The sequence below is a fragment of the Haloarcula sp. DT43 genome (assembly GCF_037078405.1).
GTDB classification, from domain to species: Archaea; Halobacteriota; Halobacteria; order Halobacteriales; family Haloarculaceae; genus Haloarcula; species Haloarcula brevis.
Genome location: NZ_JAYMGZ010000001.1, coordinates 271,944 through 284,491, shown reverse-complemented (window position 1 = coordinate 284,491; position 12,548 = coordinate 271,944). Strand labels below are relative to the sequence as shown.

9 protein-coding genes are annotated in these 12,548 nt (G+C 66.9%); 5 read left to right on the top strand and 4 right to left on the bottom strand.

Going from position 1 to position 12,548, the window contains the following annotated elements; genetic code table 11:
* Positions 1 to 369: 369 nt before the first annotated feature.
* The 4 genes from VI123_RS01495 (at position 370) to VI123_RS01480 (ending at position 3,341) form a co-directional block, all read left to right on the top strand.
* Positions 370 to 1,701 (top strand): ammonium transporter, encoded by a 1,332-nt coding sequence (locus tag VI123_RS01495; RefSeq protein ID WP_336336307.1) that lies wholly within the window; start codon positions 370 to 372, stop codon positions 1,699 to 1,701.
* Positions 1,694 to 2,059, top strand: a complete 366-nt coding sequence (locus VI123_RS01490; protein ID WP_336336306.1) for a P-II family nitrogen regulator — start codon at positions 1,694 to 1,696, stop codon at positions 2,057 to 2,059. The genes VI123_RS01495 and VI123_RS01490 overlap by 8 nt, the downstream gene beginning before the upstream one ends.
* Before the next feature lie 9 nt (positions 2,060 to 2,068).
* Positions 2,069 to 2,527 (top strand): HTH-type transcriptional regulator Lrp, encoded by a 459-nt coding sequence (gene lrp, locus VI123_RS01485; protein WP_336336305.1) that lies wholly within the window; start codon positions 2,069 to 2,071, stop codon positions 2,525 to 2,527.
* 169 nt (positions 2,528 to 2,696) lie between these two features.
* Positions 2,697 to 3,341, top strand: a complete 645-nt coding sequence (locus tag VI123_RS01480) for a chemotaxis protein CheC (RefSeq protein ID WP_336336304.1) — start codon at positions 2,697 to 2,699, stop codon at positions 3,339 to 3,341.
* 244 nt (positions 3,342 to 3,585) lie between these two features.
* On the opposite strand, the gene VI123_RS01475 is transcribed toward VI123_RS01480, so the two are convergent.
* From VI123_RS01475 to VI123_RS01465, 3 genes are all read right to left on the bottom strand, one after another.
* Positions 3,586 to 5,352, bottom strand: a complete 1,767-nt coding sequence (locus VI123_RS01475) for a nitrite/sulfite reductase (protein ID WP_336336303.1) — start codon at positions 5,350 to 5,352, stop codon at positions 3,586 to 3,588.
* Positions 5,353 to 5,682: 330 nt separating this feature from the next.
* On the bottom strand, positions 5,683 to 6,267 hold the full coding sequence (locus tag VI123_RS01470; RefSeq protein ID WP_336336302.1) for a molybdenum cofactor guanylyltransferase: 585 nt from the start codon (positions 6,265 to 6,267) through the stop codon (positions 5,683 to 5,685).
* Positions 6,267 to 7,589: an MFS transporter gene (locus tag VI123_RS01465; protein ID WP_336336301.1), complete on the bottom strand. Its 1,323-nt coding sequence runs from the start codon at positions 7,587 to 7,589 to the stop codon at positions 6,267 to 6,269. Before VI123_RS01465 ends, VI123_RS01470 begins: the two co-directional genes overlap by 1 nt.
* 688 nt (positions 7,590 to 8,277) lie before the next feature.
* Between VI123_RS01465 and nasA (VI123_RS01460) the strand changes: the two genes are divergently transcribed.
* Positions 8,278 to 10,395 carry an assimilatory nitrate reductase NasA gene (gene nasA / locus VI123_RS01460; protein ID WP_336336300.1) on the top strand — a complete coding sequence of 706 codons (2,118 nt, stop codon included), beginning with the start codon at positions 8,278 to 8,280 and terminating at the stop codon, positions 10,393 to 10,395.
* Between the two features lie 87 nt (positions 10,396 to 10,482).
* Here the strand turns inward: nasA (VI123_RS01460) and nasA (VI123_RS01455) are convergent, their stop codons facing one another.
* Entirely contained in the window at positions 10,483 to 12,522 is a 2,040-nt protein-coding gene (gene nasA / locus VI123_RS01455) for an assimilatory nitrate reductase NasA (protein ID WP_407066981.1), read from the bottom strand.
* Between the last annotated feature and the right edge of the window lie 26 nt (positions 12,523 to 12,548).

The window sequence follows — 12,548 nt, the reverse complement described above, 5'->3', positions numbered from 1 at the left end:
TCCGAATCTATCGCCCCGAACTATAATCCTGTTGTCGCTGGCAACACCCGCCGGCCAGACGGCGCGCGCAAGCGAAAACGGCCTATTTGGCCGCCTCAGGCCGGAACTGGGGTCGACAAACGTCCAGAATTCCAGTGTGCATATACGGACTTTCTTGACGGAGAACAACCTTATATCCATAATATCATACCATAATCTGGACGGTCGTCTACCGCATCCCCTCCAATTTCCGCATTCATAAAGGCAAACCTTATGTAGTGGTGTTACCAGACCATTTCTCGTGAAAGAGTTGAAGAAGTTGAGCAAGAGTGGGGCAAAGTTGGACATGCAGACGCCTGCAGATAAGAAAACGAAACAGGTGAACTAGAAATGAGCTACACAGCACTACAGGTGGACCCAAGCGTACTCGCAGAGGGGGTTAACCTACTGTGGGTACTGGTGGTATCGTTCCTGATTTTCTTCATGCACGCGGGCTTCGCCATGCTCGAAGCGGGCCAGGTGCGTTCGAAGAACGTCGCGAACCAGCTGACGAAGAACCTCCTGACCTGGTCGGTCGGGGTGACGGTGTTCTTCCTCATCGGGTCGGGCATCAGCTCCCTGGTCGGCTCCGGCTCCTTCGCCCCCGCCTTTGGGGCGTCGGCGGCCAACGACTACGTCGGGTGGCTGTTCGGCGCCGTCTTCGCGATGACGGCGGCGACGATCGTCTCCGGCGCGGTGGCCGGTCGCGCGAAACTCCGCGCGTACATCACGTACACGATCCTGCTGGCCGCGGTCATCTACCCGGTCGTCACCGGTCTCACGTGGGCCGGATCGCACCTCAGCTTCGGTGGCGCGGTGTTCAAGGACTTCGCGGGCGGCATGATCGTTCACGGCATGGGCGGTATCGCCGGCCTGACCGCGGCGTACGTCCTCGGTCCGCGCATGGGTCGGTACAACGAAGACGGCTCCGCGAACGTCATTCCGGGCCACTCCCTGACCTTCGCCGTGCTCGGGACGCTCATCCTCGCGTTCGGCTGGTACGGCTTCAACGTCGGCACCGCCGCGTCCGTGTTCACGGTGACCGAGGAAGGGACGCTCGCGCTCGGTGCGTTCAGCTACGTCGGCCGCGTCGCCATGACGACGACCATCGCGATGGCGTGTGGTGCGATGGGCGCTGGACTCGCCGCGTGGGCGAAGACCGGCAAAGTCGACACGCTCTACGTCGCGAACGGCCTGCTGGCCGGCCTGGTCGGCATCACGGCCATCCCGGACACCACCACTTGGTGGGGCGCGTTCGTGGTCGGCGGCCTCGCCGGCGCACAGCTCCCCGTCGTCTTCGGCTTCGTCGAGAAGCGCCTGAAGATCGACGACGTCTGTGCCGTCTTCCCGGTCCACGGGAGCGCCGGCGTACTCGGCACCCTGCTGTTCCCGTTCGTCGCCACGTCCGGTTCGGTCGGCTCGGTCGTGACCGCGTTCATCTCGCAGGTAGTCGGCGTCGCCGTTATCACGGTCTGGACCGTCGTTACGACCGGGATCATCTGGTACGCTCTGAAGGCCATGGGCGAGGCTCGGGTCACGCCCGAACACGAACAGGAAGGGCTGGACGTCAGCGAGCACGGCGTCGAGACCTACCCCGAGTTCGGTGGCGGCGAGAGCGTCGTCGCCGACGGTGGCGAAGTGAGCACGGACGTGCGGACTGACGGAGGTTCCAGCGATGACTGAAGAAAACGACGAAACCGAGATCAAGATGATAGTGGCAATGGTTCGACCGGACAAACTGGGCGACGTGAAGAAGGCGCTCGCCGAAGTCGGTGCCCCGTCGCTGACAGTGACGAACGTCTCCGGCCGCGGCTCACAGCCCGCGAAGAAGGGGCAGTGGCGCGGCGAGGAGTACGTCGTCGACCTCCACCAGAAGGTCAAAGTCGAGACAGTCGTCGCGGACATCCCCGCCGACGACGTGGTCGAGGCCATCGCCGACGGTGCCCACACCGGCGAGAAAGGAGACGGCAAGATATTCGTCCTCCCCGTGGACAACGCCTACCAGGTCAGGACCGGTAAAGAAGGCCCCGAGGCAGTCTGAGCGGACGAAATGGTCGATGATACCGACAGGCAGGTGGTGAACGCACTGCTCCAGGACGGCCGTGCGAGCGCCCGTGACGTCGCCGCGGCGACCGGCATCGCGGCGACCACGGTCTCGCGCCGGATGGACGACCTGGAGGCGACCGGTGTGATCGACGAATACACCGTCGACATCGATTACGGGGCGCTGGGGTACGACGTGACCGCCGTGTTCCAGCTCTCCGTCGAGGGCGACGGGCTCGGACGGGTGGTGGAGCAGTTACGTAACCGCCGCGAGATGATCGCGGTCTACGAAGTGACCGGCGACCACGACATCGTGGCCGTCGGGAAGTTCACCGACACGCAGTCGATGAACGAGCGGATAAAGACGCTGCTGACCGACGAGGACATCCGCTCTGCCTCGACGTCAGTCGTGTTGAACACGGTCTGTGAACACGAGCAGTTCCCGGTCGACGGGACTGACGCCTGAACGCGCCTGCGGTTCTGTTTTTCGTCGCCGTAACGGACACCGGCTAGTCCGTCGAGCGGCCGGTCCAATAGGCGAAGATTGAGGGGCGCGACAGACGGCCAGAGTCCCGAGCGCTGGCGAAAGCGGTACCCAGCGGTGGCGTTAAGCCGCTTGCGACGCTCGGGTAGGTATGGGCTTGAAAGTCGACGTGCGGAAACTGGACCTTTTCAATCAGATGGCAAAGGAGGGGTCGGGGACGGTCGCCGAGAACCTCGGTCAGTTGACCGGGCTCGACGCGACGGTTCGGACCTCACAGATTAATTTTCTCGACATCGAAGACGTCGAAACGCACATCGGCGACGACAGGAGCGTCGGCATCTACGTCGAACTGAACGAACCGCCGTACGGCTACGTCCTGTTCCTGCTTGACCCGGCCGACAGCAAGCGGCTGGCCGGCGCGATGATGGGCGGGATGGGCGACCCGAGCGACGGCGAGGAGTTCTCCGATATGGAGCGGTCGGCGATGCAGGAAATCGGCAACATCATGACCTCGGCGTTCATCGACGGCTGGGCCAACGTGCTGGAGACGACCATCGACATGGGGACGCCGAACTTCGTGTTCGGGCCGGCCGACGGCATCGTCGACAAGATGGGTGGCTGGCCGGACTCGGACCTGGTGTTCGTCGTCGACTCGCGCATCACCGTCGACGACGGCGACCTCGGGATGACCGTGTACACGTTCCCCGAACTGGAGGACCTGGTGGCGCTCATTCAGGACATCGACCTCGACACCGACGTGGCGGTCGACACCGAAGCCAGCGACATTCTCGACTGAGCGCGCTTTCGCCGAGAGCCGGCGGCTCGACAGTTTTACCGTCGACGGAAAAAGCGGGGACGTGGACACGAGCAGTCCCCGAGAAGAGACGGACACGCCGGGCGTGTCACGTCCCTGGACCGGCTCTCGGAGCCGGGGCCGCGTTACTCCAGTAGCTCCGGTGCGACGTCGTATGCCACCCCCTGGACCGCGGATTCCGACGGGTCGGACGCCCCGTCGCCGTCGGTCGAACTGTCCGGCATGGTCAGTCGTCCGCCGAGATGGGTTGGCCCTCGGCGTCGGTCGGGGCGGGGCTCTCGCCGTCGTCGAAGGGGTACCAGGACTGCTTGCCGTCGGTCAGGCAGGGGTCGGTGTACCCCTCGACCTCGTGGGGTTCAGCCAGTTCCACGATGGTCTCGTGACCAGTGGCGTCGACCCACTCCTGGAATGTCTGGCCCTCCGAGCGCAGCGCCGCGTAGGCCTCGACGATGTTCTTTATCATGCCCGGCGCTTCGTCGGCGGGCACGCGCTGGCGGACCCACTCGATGAACGACGGGTTCTCGCCGATGCCGCCGCCGACGCCCACGTCGACGGCCTCGACCATCTGGCCGTCCTTGCGGGCGCGCATCCCCTGCAGGCCGATGTCGGCCGTCATCGCCTGCCCGCAGTCGGCCGTACAGCCCGAGAAGTGCATCTTGATTCGGTCCACGTCGTCGGGCACGTCGACGTTGTCGCCGAGCCAGCGGAGCAGGCGGGCCATCCGGGCCTTCGTCTCGGTCAGCGCCAGCGAGCAGAACTCCGTCCCGGTACAGGCCATCGCGCCCTGGACGAAGGGGTTGGGCTCGGGCGAGTGCTTGTCCAGCAGCGGCTCGTTGAGCAGGTTCGAGAGCTTGTCGTCGGGCACGTCCATGACGAGCGGATTCTGCCGGCGGGTCAGCCGCACCTCGCCCGAGCCGTAGGCGTCGGCGAGGTCCGCTAGCTCGATTGCGTCCTCGGCAGAGAGCCGGCCCACGGGGACCGAGAGGCCGACGTAGTTCTTCCCGTCCTCCTGGTCGTAGACGCCGACGTGGTCGTGGGCACCGTACTCGATGGGCTTGCCGGCGTTGTACGTGTACTCCCCACGGAAGTCCGTGCCGGCGGTCTCGAACTCGAAGTCCAGCCGCTCGTCGAGTGCCTCCCGGATGGCGTCGGTGCCGTGCTCGTCAACGAAGAAGCGCGCGCGGTTCTTCGAGCGGTTCTGGCGGTTGCCCTCCTCGTGGTAGTACTCGACGAACGCCCGGACGGTCTCGACGGCGTGTTCCGGGCGGACGAACAGGTCGAGCGGGCGGGCCTCGCGCGGTTCGCGGCCGCCGAGGCCGCCGCCGACGCGGACGTTGAACCCCTCGACCTCCTCGCCGTCGACGAACTTGTGGGCCGGTTCCAGCCCGATGTCGTTGATACTATCCTGGGCACACCCCTGGCGACACCCCGACACGGAGATGTTGAACTTCCGGGGCATGTTACAGAGGTCGTCGTCTTCCCGGATGGTCTCCTGAATCTCGTCTAAGATGGGGCGGGACTCGACGTACTCCTCGGCCTTGCCGGCGACGGGACAGCCGGAGATGTTGCGCATCGTGTCCCCGCCCGCCGAGCGCGAGGAGACGCCGACCGCTTCGAGCTTCTCCCATATCTCGGGGATGTCCTCGAGCTTGAGCCAGTGGAGCTGGATGGACTGGCGCGTCGTGAGGTCTATCCAGCCGTTGCCGAACTCGGGATTCTCGGCGGGGCCCTTGGCGTAGTCGCGGGCGACCTCACCGATGGCCCGGAGCTGGTCGGGTTCGAGGATTCCTCCGCAGTTTGTCAGCCGCATCATGAAGTACGACTCCTGACCGCCGCGGTGGTGGAACACGCCCCAGAACTTGAACCGCGAGAACCACTCCTCGCGCTCGTCCTCGGGAATCGACTCCCAGCCCTGTTCGGCGAACTCCTCGAGCTTCTCCCGGACGGCGTCGCCGTACAGTTCGCCCTTTATCTCTTCTTTCTTGTGTGGCATCGTCAGTGCCCTCCCGTTTCGAAAGTGCGTATTATTTTATCGCTCATATATGTTCGAATGTCCGCTAATTTACGGCTGAACGTTTTATTCGGAGGGGTAAAACCCTATTCGTTGACAAAGACGGACGTAGGGTCGCGTTAGCGAACGACCGTCAAGAAGGGCGCCGAGACGGCGGTGATAAAGCGGGGCGTTTGACGAACGACCGGTCAGGCCCGCTCGGGCGGACGAGTGTCCAGAAGTGTTCGGCGGCGAGCGAGGCGTCGCTCCCGGGGCCTGCACAGGCGAGAAAACCGACGGACGGCGGCGCGGTCAGACGGCCGTGTCGACCGGTTACGCGGACCGGTCCCTGGAGACACGGAGCGCGGTTGGCGTGTCGAACCCGTCGAACGCGTGCTCGGGAACCGGGTCCGCAACGGTGACCGGCGAGAGCCGCGCGAGGAAGTCCGAGACGGCCGGCGAGCCGAGCCCGATGGTCGTCTCGCAGGCTTCGATGGCCGCCCGCGTGTCGTAGACGGCCGAGAGCGGGCGCGGGCTGCCGCCGACGAGGGGGACCGCGCCGTCGCCGGCCGCGGCCTCGAACAGTTGCTGGGGGAGCGCGGTGGAGACGGACGGCCGGTCGCAGGGCGTGACGAACGTCCACTCGCCGCGCGCGACCCGGCAGCCGGTTCGGATGCCCGCGACCGGGCCGCCGTCGGGGACCGGGTCGAAGGCGAACCGCACGTCCAGTCCGGACAGCGCCGCCTCGATGGCCGCGCGCTGGTCGTCGCGGCAGTTGACGACCACCTCGTCGACGGCGTCGCTGACCCCGGCCACGACGTGGCGAATCATCGGCTCGCCGTCGAAATCGGCGGTCGCCCCGCCGGTCTCGCTAGCGCGTGTCGAGTGCCCGCCCGCGAGGACCACTGCCGAGCGCATCAGTCGTCCCCGGACGGAACCGTCTCCGTGCTGCCCGACCCGCCGACGAAGCCGGCGGTGTTGGCGACCTGCGCGATTTCCGGCTGGAACACCCACGCCGCGAGCAACACGATGGGAATCATCGAGGCCGCGACGATGGAGTAGCCGAGGTGGAGGTTCGCCAGCCACGGGGCGGAGTAGATCAGCGGGTAGATGATTCCGCCGACGGTGCCGACGCCGCCGACGACGCCCGCGACCGCGCCGGAGCTGTTGGGGAACATCGAGGGGACCATCGCGAAGATGGAGCCCTCGGCGAAGGCACAGGCCGTGCCGACGAGGAAGCCGATGACGACGGCGTTCATCAGCACGCCCGAGAGCCCGGCGAGCGTCATCGCGAACATCGTCACGACGATGAAACACAGCGTGACGAACGTCCACTGCTCGCGGTAGCGGCCCGTGAAGAACGGCAGGATGTCCTTCTCCTTGCGGGCGAGTACGTCGCTGACGTAGCCGCCGATGGGGCGCAGGAGGCCGGCGGCGACGGAGAACGTCGCGGCGAACGTGCTCGCGACGACGAGGTTGTCCTGATTGAACGCCTCGCGGTAGTAGGTGGCGAGCCAGCCGTTCATCGAGAGTTCGAGGCCGAACGACATCACGTACGCCAGCGCGAGGACGACGGTCCCGTAACGGGTCGCCGTGTGGACCCAGTCCTTGAAGCTCGCGTTGTCCTTGGTGGCCTGGCGCTTCTCCGCGGTCTTCGCGGCCTCGCCGAGCGTGTAGTACGCGACGGCCAGGACGATGGAGACGATACCGGTGTAGAAGAAGGCGGCCCGCCAGCTCGTAGCGAACAGCGGCCCGCTCCAGCCCGTGCCGAAGACGCGCGGGAGGACGAGCGCGCCGCCCGCCGCACCGGCGTTGCCGACGCCGGCGTAGATGCCCTCGGCCAGTCCGAGGTTCTCCTCTTCGAACCACTCGGCGACGTGCTGGATGCCGATGACGAACGTGATGCCCGCCGTCGCCACGATGAGCCGCGTCACGAAGAACAGAGAGTAGTCCTGCGCGAACGCGCTCGCAATCGAGAACACGCCGACGTACGCCAGCACGATAGCGAAGATTGCCGGCGCGCCGAACTTATCCGAGAGCCAGCCGGTCAGCATCCGGCCGAAGGGAGCCATCCAGATGGCCGAACTGGCGAGGATGCCGATTTCGGCCGTCGTCAGCCCGAACTCGTCGGCAATCGGTCCCGTGAACGGCGCGAACGAGAACCAGATGAGAAAGGAGAAGTTGAACCCGATGGTCGCCAGCAACAGCGTCCGATACTTCGTCATCTTGATCAGTCCCATCGTGACACCTCCGTGACCGTCGTCGAGCGGCAATTGTTACCGATCATTAGTTGAAATCTGCCATCTTTGCGCCGATTTTCCACTACGTTCGAACACATTGACTCAGTATATGCTATCGAACAGAGGATTATAACGATGTTCGTTTACAAAATCGGAATATTTAGAGCCTATTCAGACATCCCGTCAATCCAGCCGTTTCTGTCCCGGCCGGGCGAGCGATTCTTACGAACGTCAACGAAGTCGCCGATTCGAGTGTGTAATCGTCAATCGGGCTCGTCTGACGCGACACTGGTTGGAGTGTTCGCACCGCAGACGGTGGAATATTCGGTCCAGAGGGACTGAAGCTCCCGTTCAGTCTGACAGCGGAGTGCTCGTGACCGTCCCGACGGACCTCGTCCGAGCGGGTGCGACCTGCGCGGCGACCGATTCCGTGTGACCAGTTGTCGTGATTTTTCCAATATTTTCGTTCAACGAAAGTGTTATTCGGCTGCTCATATGAATATCCCCTATATACAGGGCAGTATCGTGAACGAACGCGAGATGCGTACCTGTCCACCATCACAATGAGAGACGAACGACGGAACGACTCGCGTTCGCGCGGTCTGGTCCGGAACCCGCCGGCCAGCGGCCGAACGCGCTTCGTTACCCGAAATCAGCGTGCCGTCCCGACGGCGAACTGTTCCGACAGATGAACTACTGGAAGCCAACCACCTGCATGCGGTGTGCCGTGGGCTGTGGACAGCAACAGCGTGGCGTCGACGAGGGGTACGGCATCGACACAGTTCGCGGGAACCGGAACCACCCCGTCTCGAACGGGCTCGCCTGCGAGCGCGGTATCAGGGAAACCGAGAACCCGGACGGGGAGTGGCTCACCGAGCCGCTGGTCCGGCGCGGGGACACACTCAAGCCGACATCCTGGCGGACGGCACTGGGCATCGTCGCCTCGGAGTTCATCCAGACCATCGCGGAGGACCCGAACAGAATCGCAGTCCTCGGAAGCGGGCAACAGACCAACGAGGCCGCCTACGCGCTCGGGAAGGTCGCCCGCGCCGGCATCGGGACCGAGTACTTCGACGCGAACACGACGTTGTGCATGGCCAGCGCCGTCACCGCCTACTACGACGCCTTCGGTAGCGACGCGCCGCCGTGTACCTACGACGACATCCCGAAAGCGGAGACGCATCTCGTCTGGGGTGCGAACCCGGCCGCGGCACACCCCGTCCTCTACCGCTGGATTCTCGACAGCGCGAGCGAGCCGGACAGCCGTCTCGTCGTCGTCGACCCGGTGCGAAGCGAGACCGCCACCGACGCCGACCTGTGCGTCCAGCTCGAAGCCGGGACGGACGTGGAGCTCGCACGCGCCGTCCTCGCGCGGCTGGTCGAGACCGGGCGGGTCGACCGCGCGTTCGTCGAGGACTACACCGACGGCTACGAGGACCTCCGTGCCTCGCTCCCGCCGGTCGAGTGCGCCGCCGAGACGGCCGGCGTCCCCGTCGAGACCGTCGACGCGCTGGCCGACGCCTTCGAAGACCGGACGCTGGTCTACTGGGGCATGGGCGTCAACCAGAGCACGAACGGCACCGACGCCGCGCGGTCGCTCATCAATCTGTGTCTGGCGACGGGGAACATGGGGCCCGGAAGCGGCCCGTTCTCGCTGACCGGCCAGGCCAACTCCATGGGCGCACGGGTCGTCTCCTCGAAGGAGGCCTGGCCCGGGCACCGCCCGTTCACCGACGACGACCACAGGACGGCAGTCGCCGACCACTGGGACGTGCCGCTGGACCGGCTGCCGGCGTCGCCCGGCCCCGGCCCGGTCGGCATCGTCGACGAAATCAACCGCGGCCACATCGACGCCGTCTGGGCCGTCGCCACCAACCCCGTCGTCGGGATGCCCGACGCCACGAACGTCAGGCGGTCGCTCGACGACGTCTTCCTCGTCGTGCAGGACGCGTTCCACTCGGAAACCGTCGAGTACGCCGACGTGGTCCTGCCCGCGGCGACGTGGGGCGAGAGCGAGGGCACGACGATGAACATGGAACGGCGCGTCTCGAAGGTCAGCGCCGTGACCGAGACGGTCGACAGCGTCCGGCAGGACCTCGACATCATCGCCGCCATCGGGAACCGCCTCGACGAGACGCTGTTCGACGACCCGCCAATCGACCCGGAGACCGTCTTCGACGAGTTCGCGGCGCTGACCGAGGGCACCGTCGCCGACTGCTCGGGCATCACCTACGACCGCCTCGACGCGGAACTGGCCGTCCGCTGGCCCGCGCCCGACGAGTCCACGGAAGGCGGGTACCGCTACTACGACCCCAACGCGGACGACGGCGAGACGTGGTCGTTCCCGACGGACTCCGGGCTGGCGCAGTTCACGGAGCCGACGTACAAGGGGCTGCCCGAGCCGACCGACGCGACCTATCCGCTGACGCTGACGACCGGGCGGCGCGCGGAGGCGTACAACACGGACGTCAGGGCGGAGGGAGCGAACGACGACATCCCGACGGCCCGCATCCACCCCGAGACGGCCGGCCAGTACGTCCAGCTGTTCGACCGTGGCCGGACCGTCGTCGAGTCGCGGCGGGGCAGCGTGACCGTCGACCTCGCGCCGGACGACGCCGTCCCCCCGGGGACCATCTGGATGGACATCCACAACACCGCCGTCAACGAGCTGACGCTGCCGGCCGTCGACCCCGAGTCCAACGAGCCGAACTACAAACAGTGCGCCGTCCGACTGGCGACGCCCGACACCTCGTCGACGGTGACTCGCAACGGGCTCCCGCGGAGCGGCACGCTCGGGAGCGACTGAGACGCGGCTTCGACTTTTCTACGCGCTGGGGCGACGAGCGCTGCGACCGCGCGGTTCGTGCGGTCGGCGAACACTGAAACCGAACGGTCAGTCGGCCGCGGCCGGCGGCAGTTCGGCCTCGGGGGCGACGAGACGGGCGGCACACTGCTTGAAGTTCGGCTCGTCGGACTGGGGGTCCCGGTCCGAGAGCGTCAGCCGGTTCGTCGCCGGGTGGTGAATCGGCAACCACACCATCCCGCGGGGGACGCCCTCGTCCCGGTCGATGGCGACCGTCGCGGAGCCGCGGCGCGTTTCGACGGTCAGGGTCCCGTCGGTGACGAGCCCGCTGTGGTCCTCGACCGTCTCGGGGTTGATGCGGGCCACCAGCGGCCCGGCCTCGCCGCCGCGGGACCGGACGCCAGTGTTGTAGCCGTCGGCCTCGCGGGCGGTGGTAAGGGTCAGCGGGTACTCCTCGTCGGTCGGTTCCGGAAGCGCGCCCTGGCGGCCCGTCGAGAATTTGGCGCGGCCAGTGCCGGTGGGGAACGACCACGTCTCGCCGTCGTCGTAGTAGCGGTAGCCGCCGACGCTGTCCTCGTCGGGCGCGGGCCACCTCACCGCGTGCACGTCGTCGAGCCGGTCGTAGGTGATGCCCGAGCAGTCCGCGACGGTGCCTTCGGTCAGCGCCGTGAACTCGTCGAATATCGCCTCCGGGTCCGGGGACGTGTCGTCGTGGAACAGGCCGGGGAACAGCCGCGAGCCGATGGTGGCGATGATGTCGAGGTCCGGCTTGACGCCGCTCGGCACGTCGGTCGCCGCTCGCACCCGGGAGATGGTCCGCTCCATGTTCGTCGTCGTCCCCTCGCTCTCGCCCCACGTCGCCGCGGGCAACACCACGTCCGCGACCTCGACGGTCTCCGTGTGGAAGGCGTCCTGCACGACGAGGAAGGCGTCGTCGAGCGTCTCACGAACGCTCTCGGCCTCGGGCATCCCGGCGACGGGGTTCGTCGCCACCGTCCAGACGGCCTCGGGGCCGTCTTCGAGCATCCCGACCGGCCCGGGACCGGAGTCGTCCGGCAGGCGGTCGACCGGCACGTCCCAGTGGTCGGCGACGACGCGGCGGTGGTCGGGGTCCTCGAAGGCGCGCTGACCGGGCCAGGAGCCCTTCGAGGAGCAGATGCGGGTCCCCATGGAGTTGGCCTGGCCGGTCAGTGAGAACGGCCCGCCGCCGGGCCGGAGGTTCCCCGTCGCCAGCGTCAGGTCGATGAGCGCGCGCGCGGTCTCGGTCCCCTGGACGTGCTGATTGATGCCCATGCCCCAGTAGACCAGCGCCCGCTGGTCGAGCGCCTCGGCCAGCAGGTCCACGTCGGCCATCTCGACGCCGGCCTCGTCGGCCGCAACCGCGGCATCCGGAAGCGAGGCCAGCAGGTCCTCGAAGCCCTCGGTCGCCTCGGCGACGAACTCGCGGTCGACCCGCTCGGTCTCGACGATGCGGGCGAGCACGGCCCGGGCCAGCGCGAGGTCCTTCCCGGGGTCGGGTGCGACGTGGTGCTCGGAGTTCTCGGCCGTCTCGGAGCGGACGGGGTCGACGACGACTATCTCCACGTCGTCCTCGTCGGCGGCCTGGCGAATCCAGCGGAACATCACGGGGTGGGCGACGGCGGGGTTCGCGCCCCAGACGACGTGGCGGTCGGCCTCGCCGATGTCGGCGTAGGTACACGGCGGCGCGTCGCTGCCGAACGCCTGGTAGTAGGCGGTGACGGCGCTGGCCATGCACAGCGTCGTGTTCGCGTCGTAGTTGCGCGTGCCGAAGCCGCCGCGGGCGACCTTCCCGAGCGCGTAGGCGGCCTCGTTGGTCTGTTGCCCACTTCCGAGTATCGCCACGGAATCCGGGTCGCGCGAGTGGACGGCCTGGAGCCCCTCGACGGCGCGGGCCAGCGCCACGTCCCACGTGGTCTGGCGGAGTTCGCCGTCGCTGCGGACCATCGGCCGCGAGAGCCACTCGCCGTCGGGGTCCTGGCTCTCGCTGATGCCGCGGGAGCACGCCAGCCCCTGACTGACCGGGTGCGCCGCGTCGCCGCGGGCCGTGTCGATGCCGTACCCCACGTCCGCGGCCCGGTGCATGTGCCCGCAGCCGACGGCACAGCGCATGCAGGTGGTCGGGACCCAGTCGCTCA

What these genes read in the sequence shown, in the direction of transcription:
- VI123_RS01495 (WP_336336307.1), top strand. Translation starts at nt 370, where the DNA reads ATGAGCTACACAGCACTACAGGTGGACCCAAGCGTACTCGCAGAGGGG.
- VI123_RS01490 (WP_336336306.1), top strand. Translation starts at nt 1,694, where the DNA reads ATGACTGAAGAAAACGACGAAACCGAGATCAAGATGATAGTGGCAATG.
- lrp (WP_336336305.1), top strand. Translation starts at nt 2,069, where the DNA reads ATGGTCGATGATACCGACAGGCAGGTGGTGAACGCACTGCTCCAGGAC.
- VI123_RS01480 (WP_336336304.1), top strand. Translation starts at nt 2,697, where the DNA reads ATGGGCTTGAAAGTCGACGTGCGGAAACTGGACCTTTTCAATCAGATG.
- VI123_RS01475 (WP_336336303.1), bottom strand. Translation starts at nt 5,352, where the DNA reads ATGCCACACAAGAAAGAAGAGATAAAGGGCGAACTGTACGGCGACGCC.
- VI123_RS01470 (WP_336336302.1), bottom strand. Translation starts at nt 6,267, where the DNA reads ATGCGCTCGGCAGTGGTCCTCGCGGGCGGGCACTCGACACGCGCTAGC.
- VI123_RS01465 (WP_336336301.1), bottom strand. Translation starts at nt 7,589, where the DNA reads ATGGGACTGATCAAGATGACGAAGTATCGGACGCTGTTGCTGGCGACC.
- nasA (WP_336336300.1), top strand. Translation starts at nt 8,278, where the DNA reads ATGAACTACTGGAAGCCAACCACCTGCATGCGGTGTGCCGTGGGCTGT.
- nasA (WP_407066981.1), bottom strand. Translation starts at nt 12,522, where the DNA reads ATGCGCTGTGCCGTCGGCTGCGGGCACATGCACCGGGCCGCGGACGTG.